The following is a 21,924-nucleotide window of genomic DNA, read 5'->3' as shown; positions in this document are numbered from 1 at the left end:
GCGAGCAGGCTCGCTCCCACAAGGGGGGATTACAGCTTTTCCAGCGCCAGGTTCAACGCCAGCACATTCACTACCGGCGGCCCCACCAGAGGTCGCTCGATGTGAGTGTCGAGCAACTGCTGCAAGGTCGAGACCGGCAGGTTGCGCGCGGCGGCGACTCGCGCCAGTTGATAGGCAATCGCTGCCGGTGGCAAGTGCGGATCCAGCCCGCTGCCGGAGGTGGTCAACAGCGCCAGCGGTACCGGGCCCTGACCCGGTACCAAAAGCGTGTGGGCATCATCGATTATCCGCTTGGCCAGCGCCGGATTGCTCGGGGAAAGGTTGCTGGCGCCGCTGGCAACCGTGGCGAAGGTGCCGGCCGAGGGACGTGGATGGAACCAGGCATCCCCCTGGAATTCCTGGGCGATCAACAGGGAGCCGCGCACCTTGCCGTCGGCACCCTCGACGAGGCTGCCGTTGGCCTGGACGGGAAAGGCGGTTTGCGCCACTGCGGTGACCAGCAAGGGGTAGGCTATGCCGGTGATAAAGGTCATCAGAAGTAACAGGCTCAGGGCCGGACGAATTAGCATAGACATACAGAGATCCTCAGTTGAAACCTATTTGTGGCAAGGGGTTAGCTGCACGCTTCAAACTTCAAACCAGCCCCAACGCCGTCAGCAACACATCTATTCCCTTGATCCCCACGAACGGCACCACGATCCCACCCAGGCCATAGATCAACAGATTGCGCCGCAGCAACGCCGCCGCGCTCGCCGCCTGCACCCGCACGCCGCGCAGGGCCAGGGGGATCAGCACCACAATGATCAATGCGTTGAACACAATGGCCGAGAGAATGGCGCTCTGCGGGCTGCTCAGGTGCATCACGTTCAATACGCCGAGCTGTGGATAAATCGAGGCGAACAACGCCGGCAGGATCGCGAAGTACTTGGCGATGTCATTGGCTATGGAAAAGGTGGTCAGTGCCCCACGGGTCACCAACAGCTCCTTGCCGACCTGCACCACGTCCAGCAACTTGGTCGGGTCGCTGTCGAGGTCGACCATGTTGGCCGCCTCCCGCGCCGCTTGTGTGCCGTCATTCATCGCCATGCCGACATCGGCCTGGGCCAGGGCCGGGGCGTCGTTGGCGCCGTCGCCGCACATGGCCACCAGTCGACCGTCATTTTGCTCATGGCGGATACGCGCCAGTTTCTTCTCCGGCGTGGCCTCGGCCAGCACATCGTCGACGCCCGCTTCGGCGGCAATCGCGGCGGCGGTCAGCGGATTGTCGCCAGTGACCATCACGGTACGGATGCCCAGCTTGCGCAGCTCGGCGAAACGCTCGCGGATACCCGGCTTGACCACATCCTTGAGATGGATCGCGCCCAGCAACTTGCCGTCCACGCACACCAAGAGGGGCGTGCCGCCGCTCTGGGCAATCTGGTCGACCTCTCGGGCCAGCATCGATGGTAACTGGTTGCGCGGCAGGCCGATAAAATCCAGCAGCGAATCCACCGCCCCCTTGCGATATACCCGCCCCTGATGATCGACACCGGACAAACGGGTTTCAGCGCTGAACGGTACCGCGGTCAGCGATTCCAGGGCAGGCTCGGGCTGCGGGTGCAACGCTCGCAGGTGTTCCACGATGGACTTGCCTTCAGCGGTGTCGTCGGCCAATGAAGCCAACAGCGCCCCTTCGGCCAACTCCTTCACGCTCACCCCCGGAGCGGCATGAACCGCTGCACAACGACGATTGCCGAACGTGATGGTGCCAGTCTTGTCCAGCATCAGCACGTGCACGTCCCCCGCCGCTTCCACCGCGCGACCGGATTTGGCGATCACGTTCAAGCGCACCAGCCGATCCATCCCGGCGATGCCGATGGCCGACAGCAACCCGCCAATGGTGGTGGGAATCAACGTGACCAACAGCGCCACCAGGAAAACCAGTGGCAAGCTGCTGTTAGCGAAGTGGGCGAAGGGTTGCAACGTGACCACCACCAACAGGAAGATCAGAGTCAGGCCGATCAACAGAATGTCCAGAGCCACCTCGTTCGGCGTCTTCTGCCGCTTGGCGCCTTCGACGAGGGCGATCATACGGTCCAGGGTCGACTCGCCGGGGTTGCTGGTAATGCGCACTAACAACCAATCGGAGACCAACCGGGTGTTGCCGGTGACCGCTGAACGATCACCGCCGGATTCACGAATAACCGGCGCAGACTCACCGGTGATCGCCGCCTCGTTGACCGCGGCGATGCCCTCGATCACTTCGCCATCGCCCGGAATCATCTCCCCTGCCTCCACACGCACCACATCGTCTTTGCGCAAACGGGTGGCGGGAACGACTTCAAAGCCATTGGCGGTCCGACAACGTGCGCTGAGGCCTTCGCTGCCAGCCTTGAGGCTGTCGGCCCGCGCCTTGCCGCGCCCTTCGGCCAAGGCTTCGGCGAAGTTGGCGAACAGCACGGTGAACCAAAGCCAGAGCGCGATCTGCGCGGCAACGAACGTCGGCACGGCACTGTCGGGAATCAAGCACAGCACAGTGGTGAGTATTGCCGTCAGCTCCACCACCAGCATCACCGGTGCACGGTGCAACTGGCGCGGATCGAGTTTGACAAAAGCTTGTATCAAAGCCGGCCGCCACAGGGCGGAGATGGCGGTTTTCGCTTGCGGTGCCTGGGTGGGAACCGCGTGGGGTGCGGGCATATTCATCATCGGATCCTCAGAAGCCCATGCTCAGGTGTTCGGCAATTGGGCCCAGGGCCAGGGTCGGCAGGAAGGTCAGGCCGCCCATCAACAAAATAGTCACGGTCAGCAAGGTCACGAACAGCGGGCCGTGGGTGGGGAAACTGTTCTGGCCGATCGGGGCGGTTTTCTTCAGCGCCAGGCTGCCGGCCAACGCCAGCACCGGCAGGATGTAGCCGAAACGGCCGATCAACATGCCCAGGCCCAGCATCAGGTTATGGAACGGCGTGTTGGCGCCAAATCCAGCAAATGCCGAACCGTTGTTTGCCCCCGCCGACGTGTAGGCGTACAGCAACTGGCTGAAGCCATGGGCGCCAGGGTTGCTCACCGCAGCGGCAGGCCCGGGCAGGCTTGCGGCGACGGCGCCCAGCACCAGCACGCTCACCGGCATCACCAGCAGAGTCACCACCAGCAGTTGCACTTCCCGGGCACCGAGCTTCTTGCCCAGGTATTCCGGCGTGCGACCAATCATCAAGCCGGCCAGGAACACTGCAATCAGCACGTTCAGCAACATCCCGTAGAGCCCGGCCCCGACCCCACCGAAAATCACTTCGCCGACCATCATGTTCACCAGCGCGACCATGCCACTGAGGGGGTTGAGGCTGTCGTGCATGGCGTTGACCGAGCCGTTGGACGCCGCCGTGGTGGTCACCGACCACAACACCGACGCGGTGGTGCCGAAACGCGCCTCCTTGCCTTCCAACGGCGCGGTCTGCTCCACGGCCGCATCGGCCAATGCCGGATTGGGTTGGTACTCGGCCCACAGCGAAGTCGCGCCACCGATCAGGAAAAGCGCGAGCATGCAGGCGATGATCGCCCGACTCTGACGCAGATCCTTGACGTAGTGGCCGAACATGAACACCAGCGCGGCGGGAATCAGGATGATCGAAGCGAGCTCGAACAAGTTGCTCCAGGCTGTCGGGTTCTCGAACGGATGCGCCGAGTTGACGCCGAAGAAACCGCCGCCGTTGGTGCCCAGTTGCTTGATCGCAATCTGGCTGGCGGCCGGCCCCAGTGGAATCACCTGGTCGGCCCCTTGCATCGTCACGCCGTGCACATAGTGCGCAAACGTCTGCGGCACGCCCTGCCACACCAGGAACAAGGCCAGTAACATACACAACGGCAAGAGTCCGTAGAGGGTGGCCCGGGTCATGTCGACCCAGAAATTGCCCAGGGTCCTGGCCGACTTACGCCCGATCCCGCGACACAGCGCCACCAGCACAGCCAGGCCAGTGGCGGAGCTGACAAAATTCTGCACGGTGAGACCAATCATCTGGCTCAGGTAGCTCAGGGACGCTTCACCGCTGTAGGACTGCCAGTTGGTGTTGGTCATGAAACTGACGGCCGTATTGAAAGCTTGAGTCCACTCCATGCCTGGCATTTGTTCGGTGTTGAGTGGCAAATGCCCCTGTAACAGCAAAATCGCGAACAGCGATACGAACCCCGCCAGGTTGAAAGCGAGCAAGGCCAGGGTGTATTTCTGCCAGGTCTGCTCGACCTGAGGATCCACCCCAGACAACCGATAGCAGCCTCGCTCCAGCGGCCCGAGAACCGGGGAAAGCCACGTGCGCTGCCCTTCCATGACCTTGTAAAAGAACCGCCCGAGAAATGGAGCCGGGATCAGTACCAGCGCGAAAAAGGCAATGATCAGCCCGTAGTCATAACCGTGCATAACCGCTCCTAGTTCCGGTCTGCGCGCAACAGCGCAACCAGCAGATAAATGAACAGCGCCACTGCCAGCAGCAATGACACCCCGTCCAGGACACTCATGGGGTTTCTCCGTGGTGCGGCGTCGTGCCGCGTGTGGAGTGATTGTCGGCAGGGAGGCTGTAAAGGAACGAGATCGAGAGTTGGGTCGAGGAATAAAGAATTCGTAAAAATGAACGATGGCCTGCTGGCCGCGTTATGAGATACATCCGGTAGAACAGGGGTAGTATTGAACCACTGCGAGCAACCTTCGCTCATAAGTAGTAGGTGTTGCGGATTGGGTGAACAACGCCCACTGGCCCGCCCTCAAGGAGAGTCCTATGCCCTGGTATGCCTGGCTGATTTTGATCGTTGCAATCGGCTCGATCGTCGGAGGCCTGATGATGCTGCGCGACACTGCTAACAAGGTCGAACTGACTGATGAGCAACGCAAGCGCGTGGCCGAGAGGAATGCGGAGATGGATGCGAAGGAGGCCAAGGATCGTTGATGGCTTGAGCTGCGTACCGCTTTCTGTGGCGAGGGGATTTATCCCCGCTGGGCTGCGCAGCGGCCCTAAAACCGAGCACCCAGCCCTAACAGGAAAACCGCTTGGCCGGTTTACGACTGCTGCGCAGTCGAGCGGGGCGGTGCGACGTTTCGCTAAATCCCCGCGCCACAAAAGAAGTGTTATTTCTCCCAATCCGCCTTGGCAATCTGCAAGCCATGCAACCCCTTGTAGGCCGCCCGCTCGGGCTGGCTCCAGCCTTCGAGTAACGCATCCTCCAACTGATAGATCTCCACGCCCAGCGGACGACAGACACTGAGCGGATCCTGTGCGTCCGGCCCCCACATTGCCAATGACAGGTCACCGCCAGGGCAAGTGGACAAGGCGCAGAGCAGATCGATCTCGGCAAAAAACTCCAGGTAATCGCCCTTCTGCGCCGGACAGGCCTTCATGAAGTACATGTCGTCATGGTTGAGCCCGGTGCACTGGAAAATATTCAACACATCGTGCACGTCGAACTCTGTAAGACCGTGAGGCAATACCGCACGGGTCAGGTTCGAATGGCAGTGATGATGGAAATCCTCACCGGTCAGCATCCTGTTCACGTAGGGGTCACAACGAGTCCCCAGCAAGTCGTGTAGCCGTCCGCCATGCTCGTCGATGCCGTAGCCGGCCAGGCTGTCATCGGTGATGGTCACCAGGGGTCTCAAGAAAGGCAGGTTCGACCAGAGCCGGTCATGAGTGCTGACATGAGCGCCTTGCAGTTGCCGGGTGCGCGCCGCCCACAACCGCTCCCGCGGATCGTGGGCATTCCAGACGTTGAAATCGCCTACCTGCGGACCTACCGGAGTGGTGACGCGAAACACGTGGCCGGCCGGCACATGCCAGGCACGACCGGTGCGGATCGGCACTTCGAATTGCTCGATCAGCGTGCGTTTGTCCTGCTCGGCGCGGATGCGGTCGTAGAAGGGTTTATCCACCTGCAGGGCCGAGCCTTTGCTGACCTGGTAGGCGGCTGGATAGTCTTTGTACATGGCGCGGTCCTTTGATCAGTGTTTATTAATGGGAGTCATCAACTGCAGGAGCATTTGCTCGGAATCGTCGAGATAGAGGCTCATTGCCTCCTGCGCCGCCTGTTTGTCGCCTTCAGCCAGCCAATCATGGATCTGCCGGTCGCGGGCCAGCCACGGCGCCTGGAAACATGGTTCATCAGGCGCCGAAAAAAACGCCAGGCGCAACTGCGCAACCACGTTGGTGAAAAACTCGTCGAGTAAAGGGCTGCCCATCAACCCGACAATGTGTTGATGGAAAGCCAGGCTATGGGTCCCGACCGCGCGCCAATCTTCACGCTCCCGGGCCAGCTCGGCCGCCTCAAGCGCCTCGAGCATCCGGTTGGATCGATACGCGCCCAATGGCTGGCTGTTCATGATCGCCTGAAGCTCCAGGGTGCGACGGACCTTGAACAGATCCCGTACATCGTCACTGCCCAACCTGCGGACCATCACCCCTTTGTTGCGCACATAACGGGTCAGCCCTTCCTGCCCCAAGCGATGCAACGCCTCACGAATGGTATTGCGTGAGGCGTTATAGGCCGAGACCAGATCGTTTTCCACCAAGGCCATGCCCGGCAGGAGGGAACCACCGATGATGTCGGCGCGCAGTTCGAGGGTGATCTGGTCGGCGAGGGAAAGACCCGTCTTCATGCTCAATGCCTCTTGATTGTTCAACAATCGATTGGTATTGAGTAATCATGATCTATGCCAAGTTCTATTACTTATCGGATGCCGCCGAATCGTTGCTTGGTTTCTTTTTCGCCAAAATGCAAAAGGCCAGTCATTCGACCGGCCTCTTTCGCTATCTCACTTCAATTCACTTCCAGCTTGTCGAGATTTCTGTCCAGGATCGCCTTGCCAATTCCCTTGACCTCCAACAGTTCCTCAACCGAAGAGAACGCCCCATTTGTTTCTCTGTATGCAACAATCGCCTTCGCTTTGGCCTCACCTATACCCGCCAGCTCTCGCTGTAGCGTAGGGGCATCCGCCTCGTTAAGGTTCACTTTGGCGTCTTGCGGCTTCGCCGCGATGTCCACTGCCTGCGGCGGCGTCTCCGTTCTGGCTGAGGGTGCAGCAATGGCCGCAATAGAGGCGCTGGTCAGCAGGGCAAAGACCAGGGAGTAGAAATAGCCTGTACGCATAAGTGACGCTCCATGACATCGTTAAGAGAGAAGCAGCTTTTCCGAAGCTGCCTCTCAAACTTAGGCGATGATGAATCGCTGTCAAAAATGTGTACGTTACAGATTATGTAATAATCATGGCTCAAGGCGACGCTGCTGGTAGATCCAGTCAACAATCTCTCCGTCCGGGGCATACCCGCTGACAGTATCCCGAAGCAATTGGCGAACACGGGTGTAGTCATCGTGTTCAATCGCAGCCAGCAGCTCAGCCAGCCTGGCCTTGAGCACATCCCAGGGAAGATGATCTTCGTTGGCACTCATGATCATTGGATGCTGGGTAGCAACGACGTTGTCACCAATCAACAACTCTTCATAAAGCTTCTCACCGGGCCGCAGGCCTGTGAACTTGATTGAAATATCACCGTGAAGGTTTTTCTCCGAGCGGACACTCAAGCCAGACAGGTGAATCATTTTCTCCGCCAGTTCGACAATTCTCACCGGTTCGCCCATATCGAGAACGAACACATCACCACCCAGGCCCATGGAGCCTGCCTGAATCACTAGCTGTGCGGCCTCCGGAATGGTCATGAAATAACGCGTGATCTTCGGATGGGTAACGGTCAACGGTCCGCCGGATTTGATCTGTTTATGGAACAGGGGGATAACCGAACCGGACGATCCCAACACATTGCCGAACCGGACCATGGTGAAACGAGTTTTGTTGACTCGAGACACATTGGCGTTGTCGCCGAACAATACGGGCGCCAGCTCACGGCTGAGGGCTTGCAATGTCAGTTCCGCGAGCCGCTTGGTACTACCCATCACATTGGTGGGGCGTACGGCTTTATCAGTGGAGATCAAGACGAAGTTCGATACACCCGCCTGCAATGCAGCCTGGGCAGTGTTCAGCGTCCCGATGACATTATTCAGGACGCCCTCGGCAATATTGTGCTCGACCATAGGGACATGTTTATAAGCCGCAGCGTGATAGACCGTATCGACATTCCAGGTCTTCATCACATCCAATAACTTGGCCTGATCCCGCACCGATCCCAGTATGGGAAGTAAACGAACAGACAGGGACTCCCGGGCAGCTCTAGGTTCAAGTTCGGACAAAATGCTGTAAAGATTGAATTCGCTATGTTCATACAACAAAAGCGTGGTGGGCTTGAGCGCCAGGATCTGCCGGCAGAGTTCAGAGCCTATTGATCCGCCTGCCCCAGTGACCAGAACCGACTGTCCAGTGATGCAATGCTCAAGCAAATCAGGCTGCGCAGGGACCGGGTCACGCCCGAGCAGGTCCGCAATATCCACCTCCTGGATGTCATCAACCTTGACCCGGCCACTGGCCAAGTCCATGAAACCCGGGACGCTACGTACATGCAGCGGGAACCCCTCAAGCAAGGTCAAGATCTCTCGACGACGACCACGGGACGATGAAGGTATTGCCAGTAGGATCTCCTGCGCCCCCGTTGTATCGATCATTTTTTGAATCTGCTTGGGCTCGTAGACTTGAAGCCCGGCGATGACGCGGTCTGCGATGCTGCTGTCATCGTCAATGAACGCGACCGGTCGCATTGCCCGCCCCATTCGCAGGGCGGCCACCAGTTGGTTCCCAGCGGCTCCGGCGCCATAAATAGCAACCTTGGGCAAGCCGTCGTCACGGTTGGTAAACGGGACATGCTGGGCAGCGGTGAACCAGTCTCCCAGAAAGTACTGGCGCATCATCAGGCGTAAGCCGCCAATCATGATCAGGCTAAGCCACCAGTAATTGAAGATGATCGAGCGAGGTACGACCGTTTTATGATTGCTGTACCAATACACTACGAGGGCCAGCAGCAAAGCAGAGAGGCTGACCGCTTTACAGATGGTAATCAATGCGTCGTTGCCGAAGTAACGCATGACGGCGCGGTACATACCAAAGCGGATGAAGATCGGAATGGCGACCAGAGGGGCGGATGCGAAAAGCCAAAGGTGCGTTTCGATCGGAGTGGCCAATGCCTCCACACCTAGACGAACGACAAACGCGAGCCATAGCGCGACCCAGACCAGGATTACGTCTGTAGCCACCTGAATCGCCCGCTTGTGGCGTCTTGGCAACCCCAGCAAAGCCGTTCTCAATTTACCCATAAATTCCTCATGCACCCCTGGGTAGCTCCTAAAACAGATCCATTCCTGATGCCTGCGGCGATGCCATCGACCTTTGGACAACGGATAAACGAAAAACGTGAACCTCACCCTGAACTCAGGCCTTCTCAAGCTCACCAGCATGAAACCTGACAGCCAGCAATACTAACGGTATATAAGCCACAACCAAAGCTAGCGCTCCGTCCAGACTCCATAGCATGACGCATGCTGCGATAGGCAGCAGCCAAAACACGTTGATCACTGCCACTGCCAGTGTCACGGGTAAATGTCGACCATATTGGCGTGAAGCGAATTGATAAGCGTGACTGCGATGAGCCTCGTAAACCCTGTCCCCTCGTAAAAGGCGCCGTATCAAGGTTACGGTAGCGTCAACGACAAATACGCCCAATAAAATGAGCCAGACCCATAACAACTTTGGTGAGGCCCAGGCCGCCTGCAGCGAGAGGATTCCCAGAATAACGCCGAGAAATCCACTACCCGCATCTCCCATAAAAATACGGGCGGGGGGAAAATTCCAATACAGAAACCCCGCCACCCCCATGGCAAGCACTAAAGGAGCCACAATCAGGGTTTCAAACCCACCTATCCAATAGAGCACACTGGCTCCAAGACAAGCACAAATCGCTTCGACGCTGGCAATACCGTCGATACCATCCATGAAGTTATAAAGATTGAGCATCCAAACCAGATAAAAGACAGCCAGAACATCTCCAAGCCAAGCTAACTCAAAATGAAGACCAAACAACGTAATTGCCGGCAAACCGCCCAGCCAGTACAACGCCCAGACTGCCGCCGCAAAATGCCCCAACAAACGCCAACGGGCAGCTATATGACCATGATCATCCAGGAACCCAAGCACTGCAATTCCCGCCCCGGCACCCAACATCGCCCACATACCTGGCCAGGTCAGGAATTCGGTAGTGACCAATATGGGCAATGCCAAGAGGAAGCTGAGGACAATTGCCACGCCGCCTCCACGAGGAGTTGGTACCGTATGTGAGCTGCGGGCGTTAGGAACGTCGATGATGCTTCGGAGCAACGCATAACGACGCAGTAACCAGGTAAGCGCACCTGAAAAACCCACAACTAGTAAAAGTAATAGCAACGTCACAGTCATAAGATCCAAACCGAAGCCCCATTTCGAACCTGATTACAGCCAGCTAATATGTCAATCGGAGCGCTTTTCACGCCAATTGCGTCCGACCTTGACCAACGCGTCCTGTGCGTTCTCCTCCGGATGCCAATCCAACAAGCGACGGGCTTTGGCTGAATTAACTTGCAGCGAGCAAAACAGTTGAACATATAAGTTTTGACGACCAATCAGCTTCGCACCGAACGACGCCAAGCGAATCGGAACGGAAAACAAACGTAAGCGCTTACCCATGCCCTCGGCCATAGATTGCACTATCTCGGTCGTTGATAAATCATGACAATCGGCTATCAAAAATAGTTCTCGCGCCGCATTTGGATGCTTTATGCACACCTCGAGAAATCCCACCAGATTTCCAAGCGACACCATGCTTCTCTTATTATCTACAGCTGCAAAAGGAAGCGGTAACCCAGCAGAAACCAGCCGTAAAAGTCTGGCAAAATTTCCTGGGGCGCCTGCATCATAGACCAATGGTGGACGAACAATAACAAGCTCAACGGGAGAATGCGCCAGCATCGCCCCAAGTTGCAATTCGGCTTCGTATTTCGAAACGGCATAATCCGCATGTGGCTGCACAATCGACAGCTCATCGAAAGGGCCGAGGCCAGTTTCCGAACCATTAACACCAATTGAGCTGATAAATATAAAACGTCTCACGTCCGCGTCGATAGCACACTGAGCCAAACGCACCGTCGCTTCACAATTAACTGCACGGTAACGCTCAAGAGCCCCGCAGGCTTGCTCGCTCAGTATATGGGCCCGCCCAGCCAAGTGAACGATACAGTCAATACCGAGGTCTTTAATATCCAGCATGGCATTACTTTCAAGATCCGCCACCAGATACCTTACATGTTCGACAGGGTCAGACAGCTTCCGCACTACGGCGTGCACTTCGTAGCCGCTCTCTAAAAGCTTCCGGCACAGCGCTCTACCAATGAATCCATTAGCTCCCGTTACCAGAACCTTATGCCCCCCTCCTCGACTATTGATATTCACGGCCAGTAAGCCCTCGCCCAATTGCAAAATACAAGAGCCCTGCGCGTGCCATCTCAGCTGGATTGAATACGTTTCGTCCATCCACAACGATTGGATAACGAAGCGTTCTCTTCAACCAATCAAGCTCAAGTGCCCTGTAAGCTTTCCATTCAGTACAAATGACCAGAGCGTCAGCACCCTCGACGGCATCCTCCCGCGAATGACACAATTCAAGGTCATCGCGAAAGCCATAAATTCTTTTGCATTCTTCCATGGCCTCAGGATCATGAGCCTTGACCGAGGCTCCCGCGGCCCATAAAGCCTCCATCAGCGTTCGACTAGGGGCGTCTCGCATATCATCGGTGTTTGGCTTGAAGGCGAGTCCCCACAGTGCAATGCACTTTCCTTTCAACTGCCCGTCGAACGCCTGAAGCAGCTTTTTAAACAATATATCTTTCTGACGATTATTGACCGCCTCGACAGCTAATAGGAGTTCAGGTTGATAGCCTGTTTCCTGAGCCGTCCGGGCCAGAGCCTGAACGTCTTTGGGGAAACATGATCCACCGTAACCGCATCCCGGATAAATAAAGTGATAACCAATCCGTGGGTCAGAGCCCATACCAAGACGAACACTTTCGATATCTGCATCAAGGCGCTCAGCCAAATTGGCCAACTCATTCATGAAGCTGATCTTGGTTGCCAGCATCGAGTTAGCTGCATACTTCGTCAACTCAGCCGAACGAATATCCATGAACATAATTTTGTCATGATTCCGGTTGTAGGGCGCATAGCAATTACGCATGGCTTCAACGACTTTTTCCGAATCAGTACCTACGATAATTCGAGGTCCCTTTGTGAAATCATCAATGGCGGCTCCCTCCTTAAGAAATTCGGGATTGGAGCACACATTGAACTCTACGACCTTATTCCTGGCTTCGAGCTGCTCTTGTATCGCGACCTTAACTTTATCAGCGGTGCCCACCGGAACAGTTGATTTATCAATGACCAGCTTTTCACTGCTCATATAAAGGCCTATAGTTCTAGCCACTGCTAAAACATACTGCAAATCGGCTTTTCCGTCCTCATCCGGAGGAGTACCAACGGCAATGAACTGCAAGAATCCGTGTTCAACTCCCTCTACCGCGTCTGTCGAAAATCTCAGCCGTCCAGCCTGGACGTTATTGAAAATGAGTTCATCTAGGCCAGGCTCATAGATGGGTATAACCCCCCTATTCAACCCATCAATCTTTTCCTTATTGATATCAATACACATCACCGAATGCCCAACATCAGCCAGACAAGCGCCCGTGACAAGCCCTACATACCCACTACCAAATACTGTAATTTTCATCAAAACCAACTTTTAATTATTTTTCCGACAGCAGATTATCAAAATACTTTATTGTCTTCTCCAAGCCCTGATCAAGCATTATCGTCGGCTGCCAGTCGAGAATTTGCTTAGCATAGCTAATATCGGGTTGCCGCTGCTGTGGATCGTCTTGGGGCAACGGCTGAAAAACAAGCTTAGAGTTTGAACCGACCAATTCAAGCACGCGCTCAGCCAACTGTCTAATTGTAAACTCTCCTGGATTCCCCAAGTTAACTGGTCCAGTGACCTCGTCGGCCGTATTCATTAGGCGCAGGAAGCCTTCAACAAGATCATCTACATAACAGAAGCTACGTGTTTGCTGTCCTTCACCATAGATCGTGATATCTTCACCACGAAGCGCCTGAACGATAAAATTGCTCACCACCCGACCGTCATTTGGGTGCATGCGTGGACCGTACGTATTAAAGATGCGTGCAATTTTTATACGGACGTTGTGTTGACGATGGTAATCGGAAAACAGAGTCTCAGCGCAACGTTTCCCTTCGTCATAGCAAGAGCGAATACCAATAGGATTCACTTTTCCCCAATAAGATTCTGGCTGCGGATGCACCTCGGGATCACCATAAACTTCACTGGTGGACGCCTGAAAGATTTTCGCTTTGGTGCGCTTGGCAAGGCCAAGCATATTAATAGCACCATGGACATTTGTCTTCAGGGTCTGCACTGGATCAAACTGATAATGAACCGGCGACGCGGGGCAAGCCAGGTTGTATATTTCGTCAACTTCCACATGCAACGGAAAAGTAACATCATGCCGAAGAAGCTCGAAATAAGGATTAGCCAGCAAGTGGGCGATATTACGCTTTGCTCCCGTGTAAAAGTTATCAACACACAACACTTCCGCGCCTTGATCAAGCAGTCGCTCGCATAAGTGGGAGCCTAAGAATCCAGCGCCGCCAGTCACCATTACACGTTTCATAATCCCTTCCTCAAGACCCTATAATAAAATCCACCTAATGCATGAGTAAGCGTATAAAACGCCGCCTGAACACTGGAGGTTCCCGGATATTCTTTATGCACCATATACATACGTTCGAGCATATACTTCTTTGAGCCCGAAATTTGACCGGCAATTCGTCGATAACTCAACAAAGGGTAAGAGAGCTTTATGCTTTCACCTACCGCTTCATGCACTCTTAGCCAGCAATGATAATCCTCAACAGCTTTATAGCGAATATCTTCGTTAAAAGGAAAACGCAACATAACCTCCTTTTTCAAAACGACACTAGAAGTCGGAATCCGCCCCTTTATCCGCTGCTTAGCAAAACTGATCTGTTCACAGCCAACAGTTCCTACACTCTGAAAAGACAAAAGCTTATCGTCAGTAAAATCTTTCATCTGGGTGCAGCAAAAACTTACGTTATGTTTCTCAAGTGCATCCATCTGTAAGGTCAGTTTTTCTGGATGCCAGATGTCATCTGCATCCAGAAAAGCTATCCATGAGCCTGTCGCGTTGCGAACGCCAATATTTCTGGGGGCTGCGGGAGCACCATTATTACGATCTAAAGGAATAAGCTTGACTCTCGAGTCTTTCTCTACAAATGACTGAACAACCTGGCGAGTCGAGTCCTTCGAGCAGTCGTCTACAACAATCAGTTCCCAGTCATCATAAGCCTGGTCAATCACAGACTGAATTGATTTCCCGATTAACGCCTCTGCGTTATAGGATGGCATGATTATGGAAACCAGTTCCCGAGCTAACTCACTCAACCTCTATCTCCTCTTGGCATCTTAGCCCTAACATTATCGACCCAGCGCAGTCCAAAACGTCGTTGAATCGGAAGCGGCTTCAGCTTGATACGTTCTACCGTATGGCTTGCCAATTTCTTCCACTCTTTATTCTTCAAAGCTGCAACGACTTCATCTTCATCCCGGTTGTCGGTAGAAAAGGAAGAGTCATCGGCAACCATCTTACCTGTCCTCAGCATGGAGATGAGTCGCTCAGGATCGGCCCCTTCAAAATACTCGTAACGAGTCGTTTCCAAAGCACGGACATATTCCACATACTGAGGAAAACGATGGGATCGCAGATAAAGGAAACGCAAGGTCTTACGGATGACCATATCTGGATCCAGAGGTATAAGTGCTCCACTCGCATACAAGGATTGCTTATCGCGAAAGACCCTGACAAAGCCAGCCTCCTGGTAAGTCGACGGTCCCATGCAAATCACCTGCTTACCACAAACCCCCGCCTCTACTGCCGAACTTCCACCGTTCAAAACGACAATATCGGCCTGCTGAATAAGATCATAGGTACTGGCTTTCTGCTCACTGGAAATACAGTAAATACTATTCCTTTCAGTCCATTCCTTATATAAAGACAACGAACGGTCGCCCACAGCCTGACCGATATTTTCCGCCCAGTTCGGATGGCAACGGACTACCACTTGCTCAGGCTTTATGGAAAAAGCTTCGAACAAATCATCTAATGCCTTCGTGTTATCTTCCCAATCGGTTCGCCATTCGTTATGTCCGGCAAATTCGTTTTTACTGCTTGGGATAACCAGAACTTTCGGACCGTCACTATTTAATGGCCAAGGCGCAGGCTCCGGGTTCTGATTATATAACCGCCACTCGAGAGAATTAGTTTGTAAAAACCGTTCTCCGGCTAGCCGACCAGCCAGTTTCGCCTGCGTAAGAGTCAGCGGTTTATTATCGTACTCTTTGACCATTTGACTTAAAGCCCTAAGAGACAAACAATTTGCATTTGGAATTAAATGAATTCCATCGCCAAACCAAGTCCGTTCATGTGTGACGTAAGGAATTTGCATTTGCTCACAAGCATAAGTTATCGCGCGCGTCAAATCCATACGCCCGTTGAAACAAACAACGCCTTCAAGCTTATTATCCTTTATCCAGCGCGATGCACCTTCGTAAACTTTGTCGATAGGCTCATACAAACTTTCCCTAATAGCAACCACTTGGGGTTCGTTCCACTCTGCTTCAGACTCAGTTCGATTCAAAGTACACGAACTGGACAGTGCCAACTCATCCAAAATTTCTTCATCCAAGCTTCCAGACTTACCAGTCAAAGAGGTAATATTTTGCACAGGAAAGCTTCTAACACCACCCAATATACATTTAGGACACTCTGATATTTTTTGCTTACCCTTAATAGCACGAGAATAGCAATTAGAAACCGCGCTATCACAGGTCAGAAAAAAAACCTCATGATTATCTTTTGCGACAGTGGTAGCTAAATAATAGAGATGCTCGACGTGAGGTCGAAATGAGAACACATTAACAAATCCAATTCTCATCGTGACATCCTCATCGAACGAATAGAGATATAGATAACACTTGCCGCACACAGCGACACCAAGACAAATATAAACATGATAACATTCAGGGATGACAGCACCGGCGCTACCAGCAAAGTATCCAATAAGGCAACATAAAAAATAATCTTGAACACCCCCGCAGAGCGCAACAACAAAAAGTTCATCCATGCAAGCATAGCTCCTAGGAGCGAAGCACCTACAGCAACGCCAAGCCAGCCATACTCATAGTAAATGGAACCTGGTAGCGAGTTGAATAACCCAGCATATGGATAGTTACCGTCTACCGGACCGCCAATTTTGGCATACAACGCCAGTACCCCACCCCATAGCGCTGAGCCCCCCGCATCACCAGGCATGTACTGAATACTTTCCGAAAGCACCCAAAATGTATGAGTTACATATAGCGCCGTGAGTAGGAGATAATTCTTTAAATCACATGAAATCCCCACGCTGCACGCTTCATAGGATTGAGTTTTTATGCCATGTAAATGATCAACAAAGCTATTCAGATATGACTCCGAGTCATTTCCTCCGACAGAGGCTCTAGCGTAAAAGACATACATAATCACTATCAGACATAGCATTCCAGAAACAAACATCCAAATCAAAGATCTCACCTTGAACAACTTAGAATAAATTTCACGACCAGAGCTCCCGCGAGCAATCATTACCGCAACGAAACTTACAGCCAGTACGGCTATCAGAGATCGTCCCCCTAAAATATATGACCCAGTAAGCAGCGCAACAAAAATTAAAATTGCCAACTTGCGCCTTTGTCCTACTGAAAAAAACTCATAGTAATAAATCAAAAACACGAACGCAAAATAATACCAAAACTGCAAAAGATTCCCAACCACACTAAAAATCGACGAAACCCCCTCTCCGGTCGCCCTTTCATTATTCAGGCGAGTTCGTATTTCGACAAAATTATCATTAATAAAATCGACTCCTTGATAAAGCGAGCGATCAATTATCAAAAAAAAGAGCCCCACTATTGAAACCCAACATGAAAATCGCATCACCAAATATAGTTCTCGGGGTGGTTCGCGAAAAAGTTTCGGTACTGAGCAAGGCGCAAGCAAATGCAAACTCAAGGATAAAGCAAAATATGCGAGGGAGAGCAAGATGTAAAATAGAGCATATACTCCATAGGCGGGATATACGTCTGCAAAGGCAGAAGTGAATGGAATGGATATCTCCAAGACGACAAAAAACAGCGCCACCATTAAAACTATGATAATGGGCGAAAACATTTGCCTTAATTTTTTACTTGTAACTATCAATTCCACTCACTCACCACGTATTTATTGATCTAAAAAATCATAACTCAGAGGAGTATTTTTCTTGATATCTACCACAGCAACCTTACCTAAAACACTCTCCAGATACTTGGGTGCCAGGCCATACCCCGGACGGACACTCCTGATATTCTTGAGGCTTATGCGTTCACCTTTTGCAATATCTTCTACAACATATAAAGACCGTCTGAACTGAACATTCCCCTGCTCACTTGATTTACAACCATAATCAACCTTACCCAACGCTGCCCACGCTGTTTTGCTATCCCGACACAACGCTAGCAATTCAGATGGCTCGAGCGAAAAACTATCATCTGGACCGCCGCCGCTTCGATCCAGTGTGAAGTGTTTTTCGATGATCGATGCCCCCAGTGCAACGCTAGTAACCGCCGTTGTGTTATCTAGGGTATGGTCAGACAAACCTGTTACTAGACCATGACGTTGGATCATGTCTGGTATCGTACGTAAATTGTAGTCAGAGGCCGGAGCAGGATAGCCACTTACACAATGAAGAACCGCAAGCTCTTTACAACCACCCTCGCGAGCAGCGTCTATAGCTTCCGCTATCTCCTCAGCGTCAGCCATACCAGTCGAGATAATCATTGGCTTCCCTGTACTTGCCGCATATTTTATCAGTGGCAAGTCAACAGCTTCAAACGAAGCAATTTTATAAGCCGGCGCCCCCAGACTTTCTAGAAGATCTATCGCGGTATTATCGAACGGGGAGCTAAAGATGGTGATTCCTAGTTTACCTGCGTACTCGAACAAGGAGGTGTGCCACTCCCATGGCATTTGAGCTTCACGATACAAGTCATACAAATATTTACCACTCCACAAACCTCCCTTTATTTGAAACTCAGAGGTTTTGGAATCAAGGGTTATGGTATCGGCGGTGTAGGTTTGTAGCTTTACCGCGTCTGCGCCTGCCTTTTTGGCTGCTTCAATTATCTTGAGCGCAGTGGATAACTTTCCATTATGATTAGCGGAAAGCTCAGCAATAACATATGGAGGGTGCGCCCCCCCTATTTTGCGTCCATTTATAGAAATTTCCGGATTCATACATTCAACCCTTGGATAATTTTAATATTTTTTCATACATAGTAGGTCGACGTAACTCCCACTCGAGAGAGAGAAGCCCCAACTTATAGACATCCACATATTGACCATCAACCAAATGGTGCTCCCGCAAAATGCCTTCAACCTTAAAATCGAATTTCTGGTGAAGCTTTATTACTGCCGAATTAAAAGCCAACACTTCACACATTAACTTATGCAGATACATATTATAAAATGCGTAGTCCAAGGCAAGAAATTCCATCTTACTTCCCGCCCCCTTTGGAGCTTCGGGGCTAGCATAGAATGCCCAAGATGATATTGCATTCACAACATCCAAATCATTAAAACCAACTATTCCAGTTGGCTTTCCATCAAGCTCATACATAAAGTAACGTTGATCGCTACGAAGCTGAACCCGCTTCCACCAAGCTAAATGTTCTTCAAGACTGATTTCATGCCTTGTGTACATATTAGCTCTAACGTTCGGAGCATTCCGCCAAGCGAGCATCAACTCAAGCTCATCGTCATTAATTTCACGAAGTTTACCGAGCGCTTCCATTTTAGTACCCATCGACACGACTGACTTCAGTTATTTTTTTTATTAACAATTCACAACCGCCCCCGTCAGTGACTTGCTTTGAAGACTCACTTAGCGACTTTAGCAACGCAGGATCATTGACGACATTATCAACCGCCCGTGCCAGTTGCGAAACGACATCCCCATCCAATGAGATCATTAAGACTGCGTTTGCACGGGCCAATTGAGCAGCGGCAAATCTCTGATTATCGGCCAACACGACCATGATAGTAGGCACTCCAAGACAACAACGCTCCCAAGATGTCGAACCGGCCGCTCCAATTGAGAGATCGCTATCAGCCATTAGCTGTGCCATGTTACTAACATTTACTTTAACTTCGGTGTGCCAAGGCAACATGTTCGCTAGCTGCTGAATATCTTCAAGCCATGGAGCCGTTGCCCCCATCACGATAGTGACCCGACAACTTTTAGGTAGCGCTGATAGCTTTAATCCTTCAAGCACCTGCCGCGTCATATTGTCTTTATCAACACCTCCCAGGGTAATCAGCACATTTTCAAGCCTGTGCTGAGCTCTCCTGATCAAACTGCTAACTCTTAGCCTTCTAAAGTCCGGCTGAAGCAACGCATATCTTGATCCGCATAGAACAGCACAACGGGAAGGCACTAGAGAAAAATAATCACCAGCCTCACGCCCTAAAGTCTGATCTAACAAAACATCACTAGCATGCGCTCGATTTACCAGATCATCTATGACTAATAGCTTAACTCCTTTCCGCTTTAATTTCAGTTCCCAAGCTATATCTAGTGCATAGTGGTCGACAACTAGCCAGTCAGGTTGCAAAATATCCAATAGACACGAACACTGCTCAGCATCAAGGTCCTGAGTTACGCCTAGCCAATCGTGATACAAGGGTTTGTCAGCTATTTGTAGTGAAGGCGCGGAGCTCCCATCGGTCATCAATCCATGTGCGTTGAAACCTTTACCGCGAATAATATGCAGGAGATTTCCTGGAAGCTCCCGACAAATAAAGTAGCATTCTGCGCCTTCTGCTTTCAGCGCCTCGGCCAGCGTCAGGCAACGCATGACATGCCCACTCCCCATTTGCAGCGAGGCATCGGTCCGAAACACCACTTTCATACCATTCACGGCCGCCCAGCCTCCGCTTGAAGGGCTCTATGCAGCCACTCCGCACGGGTCCAATCCTCTGGCGTATCGATGTCTTGTACTCGGTGACGTGGTAACAACACCGCACTGGACTCATGACCGAAAATCACAGTCCCTGCCAACCATGCGCTCGTCAACCCCCAATAAAACTGCCCGGCATCGTGAAAACTCTCCTCAAGATCCTGAGAGCGAGTGCTGAACTGCTCAGCGTCAAACATTTCAACGTGCCCCGACTCTGTCAAACGAATCGCTCGCTGAATTGGAAATGCGTAACTGGTCACCGAGAACGCGTACTTGCTTTCCGTCTGTTCAAGAATAGTCAAACCACGCCGTAAATCTTCAGGGTCGACAAAAGGAGCGGTAGCATAGAGGCAACACACCTGACGAGCCTCATACCCATCAGCCTTGAGCGCTTCGATAGCATGCTGGACGACCGGGATGGTTCCGGTGTAATCGTCAGATAGCTCCGCCGGACGCATGAAAGGCACATCGGCTCCGTACTGCCTGGCAACGTTTGCTATTTCGTCGTCATCCGTTGAGACAATGACTTTATCAAAGCAGCCACTCGTCAGCGCCCCTTCAATTGACCAAGCGATCATCGGCTTGCCGCAAAATATCTTGATATTCTTTCGCGGGATTCGCTTGCTGCCACCTCGGGCAGGAATGACGGCCAACCTCATGTCGCCAAAGCCTTAGCAATAGCAGCGACGACCTGATCTTGCTGTTCATTACTCATTGTCTGAAACATTGGAATACTGATGGCTTCACGATAGTATTCCTGCGCCATTGGAAAGTCTTCAGGCTTGAATCCCATCTGCGCGTAATATGGCTGAGTGTAGACCGGAATGTAATGAAGATTTACGCCTATTCCTTGCTCACGCAAAGACTCGAACACTTGCCGATGACTTTTAGCTATTTCGCCCAGCTTTAGGCGAATTACATACAGATGGAGTCCTGAGTAACTGTCTGCATGTTGCCAAGGGATTACTACTGGCAAGGCTTCCAACAAATCGTTGTAGCGAGCGGCTAGCTGATGGCGCCTGGTAATGTATTGGTCCAGACGCTCCATCTGGCTTATGCCAAGAGCAGCCTGTAGCTCGGTCATCCGATAATTGAAACCAAGATCAATTTGCTGGTAATACCAAGGGCCGTCAGTTTCATGCGTCATTAGTTGCGGATCACGCGTAATCCCGTGACTGCGTAACAGAGTCATTTTATCTGCCAAATCGGAGTCGTTGGTTAGAGCCATCCCTCCTTCGGCGGTTGTAATGATCTTGACCGGATGAAAGCTGAAGACTGTAATATCACTGTATCTACCATTGCCTATATATTCGCCTTGGTATTTTCCACCGACTGCGTGTGAAGCGTCTTCGATCACCTTGAAACCAAATCGTTTAGCCAGTTTGTGAATGGCTTGCATATCACAAGGCTGGCCACAGAGATGAACCGGTACAACCACTTTTGGTAAAGTACCTTCTCTCTCAGCCAGCTCCAACTTACGCTCCAGCGCTTGAGAACAAAGGTTGTAGGTACGAGGATCGATATCCACAAAGTCAACCTGAGCACCACAATACAATCCGCAATTTGCAGAGGCTACGAATGTAATGGGGCTTGTCCATAAACGATCGCCCGGACCAAGCCCTAAGGCTAGGCATGCGACATGAAGCGCAGATGTAGCACTGTTCATTGCCAATGCATAGCCGGCACCCACGTGACTAGCAACTTGCTGCTCGAAACGCGGCACCATAGGGCCCTGCGTAAGGAAGTCGGACTTCAACACCTCGACTACCGAATCAATGTCCGCTTGGGTTATATCCTGACGACCGTATGGAATCATAAA

21 protein-coding genes are annotated in these 21,924 nt (G+C 52.2%); 1 reads left to right on the top strand and 20 read right to left on the bottom strand.

All coding sequences use genetic code 11. The annotated features are described in order from the left end of the window. Window positions 1-29: 29 nt before the first annotated feature. Genes kdpC through kdpF form a run of 4 tightly spaced genes read right to left on the bottom strand, consistent with a single transcriptional unit; the run spans window position 30 to window position 4,488 of the window. Window positions 30-575 carry a potassium-transporting ATPase subunit KdpC gene (gene kdpC, locus QZH45_RS10100; RefSeq protein ID WP_024778749.1) on the bottom strand — a complete coding sequence of 182 codons (546 nt, stop codon included), beginning with the start codon at window positions 573-575 and terminating at the stop codon, window positions 30-32. A gap of 58 nt (window positions 576-633) precedes the next feature. Next, window positions 634-2,685, bottom strand: a complete 2,052-nt coding sequence (gene kdpB / locus QZH45_RS10095; protein WP_053193594.1) for a potassium-transporting ATPase subunit KdpB — start codon at window positions 2,683-2,685, stop codon at window positions 634-636. A gap of 10 nt (window positions 2,686-2,695) precedes the next feature. After that, on the bottom strand, window positions 2,696-4,390 hold the full coding sequence (gene kdpA, locus QZH45_RS10090) for a potassium-transporting ATPase subunit KdpA (RefSeq protein ID WP_055135273.1): 1,695 nt from the start codon (window positions 4,388-4,390) through the stop codon (window positions 2,696-2,698). Between the two features lie 8 nt (window positions 4,391-4,398). Beyond that, window positions 4,399-4,488, bottom strand: a complete 90-nt coding sequence (gene kdpF / locus QZH45_RS10085) for a K(+)-transporting ATPase subunit F (RefSeq protein WP_003218754.1) — start codon at window positions 4,486-4,488, stop codon at window positions 4,399-4,401. Between the two features lie 257 nt (window positions 4,489-4,745). On the opposite strand from kdpF, the gene QZH45_RS10080 reads away from it, so the two are divergent. Then, on the top strand, window positions 4,746-4,913 hold the full coding sequence (locus tag QZH45_RS10080; RefSeq protein WP_003183831.1) for a DUF2897 family protein: 168 nt from the start codon (window positions 4,746-4,748) through the stop codon (window positions 4,911-4,913). A 179-nt stretch (window positions 4,914-5,092) separates the two neighbouring features. Here the strand turns inward: QZH45_RS10080 and QZH45_RS10075 are convergent, their stop codons facing one another. The 16 genes from QZH45_RS10075 to pseC all read right to left on the bottom strand — a co-directional run bounded on the left by QZH45_RS10075 (window position 5,093) and on the right by pseC (window position 21,921). Next, window positions 5,093-5,944 (bottom strand): urea carboxylase-associated family protein, encoded by an 852-nt coding sequence (locus tag QZH45_RS10075; protein ID WP_024778746.1) that lies wholly within the window; start codon window positions 5,942-5,944, stop codon window positions 5,093-5,095. 15 nt (window positions 5,945-5,959) lie between these two features. Beyond that, window positions 5,960-6,613 (bottom strand): GntR family transcriptional regulator, encoded by a 654-nt coding sequence (locus tag QZH45_RS10070; protein ID WP_055135272.1) that lies wholly within the window; start codon window positions 6,611-6,613, stop codon window positions 5,960-5,962. 161 nt (window positions 6,614-6,774) lie between these two features. Next, window positions 6,775-7,104, bottom strand: coding sequence for a ComEA family DNA-binding protein (locus QZH45_RS10065; protein ID WP_053193600.1), 330 nt, complete (start codon window positions 7,102-7,104; stop codon window positions 6,775-6,777). 114 nt (window positions 7,105-7,218) lie between these two features. Beyond that, window positions 7,219-9,213, bottom strand: a complete 1,995-nt coding sequence (locus QZH45_RS10060; RefSeq protein WP_053193603.1) for a polysaccharide biosynthesis protein — start codon at window positions 9,211-9,213, stop codon at window positions 7,219-7,221. A 115-nt stretch (window positions 9,214-9,328) separates the two neighbouring features. After that, complete coding sequence (locus QZH45_RS10055) at window positions 9,329-10,348, bottom strand: MraY family glycosyltransferase (RefSeq protein ID WP_053193606.1); 1,020 nt, start codon at window positions 10,346-10,348, stop codon at window positions 9,329-9,331. A 51-nt stretch (window positions 10,349-10,399) separates the two neighbouring features. Then, entirely contained in the window at window positions 10,400-11,377 is a 978-nt protein-coding gene (locus QZH45_RS10050) for an NAD-dependent epimerase/dehydratase family protein (protein WP_231994995.1), read from the bottom strand. Further along, complete coding sequence (locus tag QZH45_RS10045) at window positions 11,364-12,707, bottom strand: UDP-glucose dehydrogenase family protein (RefSeq protein ID WP_053193609.1); 1,344 nt, start codon at window positions 12,705-12,707, stop codon at window positions 11,364-11,366. The genes QZH45_RS10050 and QZH45_RS10045 overlap by 14 nt, the downstream gene beginning before the upstream one ends. A gap of 16 nt (window positions 12,708-12,723) precedes the next feature. Then, on the bottom strand, window positions 12,724-13,665 hold the full coding sequence (locus QZH45_RS10040; RefSeq protein WP_053193612.1) for a UDP-glucuronic acid decarboxylase family protein: 942 nt from the start codon (window positions 13,663-13,665) through the stop codon (window positions 12,724-12,726). Next, window positions 13,662-14,456 (bottom strand): glycosyltransferase family 2 protein, encoded by a 795-nt coding sequence (locus tag QZH45_RS10035; RefSeq protein WP_170167964.1) that lies wholly within the window; start codon window positions 14,454-14,456, stop codon window positions 13,662-13,664. The genes QZH45_RS10040 and QZH45_RS10035 overlap by 4 nt, the downstream gene beginning before the upstream one ends. Then, window positions 14,453-16,006 carry a capsule biosynthesis protein gene (locus QZH45_RS10030; RefSeq protein WP_055135271.1) on the bottom strand — a complete coding sequence of 518 codons (1,554 nt, stop codon included), beginning with the start codon at window positions 16,004-16,006 and terminating at the stop codon, window positions 14,453-14,455. The genes QZH45_RS10035 and QZH45_RS10030 overlap by 4 nt, the downstream gene beginning before the upstream one ends. Then, window positions 16,003-17,316 carry an oligosaccharide repeat unit polymerase gene (locus QZH45_RS10025; protein ID WP_147460426.1) on the bottom strand — a complete coding sequence of 438 codons (1,314 nt, stop codon included), beginning with the start codon at window positions 17,314-17,316 and terminating at the stop codon, window positions 16,003-16,005. Before QZH45_RS10025 ends, QZH45_RS10030 begins: the two co-directional genes overlap by 4 nt. Window positions 17,317-17,331: 15 nt before the next feature. Beyond that, window positions 17,332-18,384: a pseudaminic acid synthase gene (pseI, locus tag QZH45_RS10020; protein ID WP_053193621.1), complete on the bottom strand. Its 1,053-nt coding sequence runs from the start codon at window positions 18,382-18,384 to the stop codon at window positions 17,332-17,334. Between the two features lie 4 nt (window positions 18,385-18,388). Further along, a complete protein-coding gene (gene pseH, locus QZH45_RS10015; protein ID WP_122319485.1) occupies window positions 18,389-18,940 on the bottom strand; it encodes a UDP-4-amino-4,6-dideoxy-N-acetyl-beta-L-altrosamine N-acetyltransferase in 552 nt (183 codons plus the stop codon). 1 nt (window position 18,941) lies between these two features. Then, complete coding sequence (gene pseG / locus QZH45_RS10010; protein WP_055135270.1) at window positions 18,942-20,057, bottom strand: UDP-2,4-diacetamido-2,4,6-trideoxy-beta-L-altropyranose hydrolase; 1,116 nt, start codon at window positions 20,055-20,057, stop codon at window positions 18,942-18,944. 5 nt (window positions 20,058-20,062) lie between these two features. Then, on the bottom strand, window positions 20,063-20,764 hold the full coding sequence (gene pseF / locus QZH45_RS10005; RefSeq protein WP_024778735.1) for a pseudaminic acid cytidylyltransferase: 702 nt from the start codon (window positions 20,762-20,764) through the stop codon (window positions 20,063-20,065). Next, a complete protein-coding gene (pseC, locus tag QZH45_RS10000; protein ID WP_053193630.1) occupies window positions 20,761-21,921 on the bottom strand; it encodes a UDP-4-amino-4,6-dideoxy-N-acetyl-beta-L-altrosamine transaminase in 1,161 nt (386 codons plus the stop codon). The genes pseF and pseC overlap by 4 nt, the downstream gene beginning before the upstream one ends. Between the last annotated feature and the right edge of the window lie 3 nt (window positions 21,922-21,924).

It is taken from the genome of Pseudomonas corrugata (assembly GCF_050920615.1).
Lineage (GTDB): Bacteria > Pseudomonadota > Gammaproteobacteria > Pseudomonadales > Pseudomonadaceae > Aquipseudomonas > Aquipseudomonas corrugata.
Note: the sequence above shows the minus strand (reverse complement) of the source record. Positions and strands in the feature narration are given on the sequence as shown.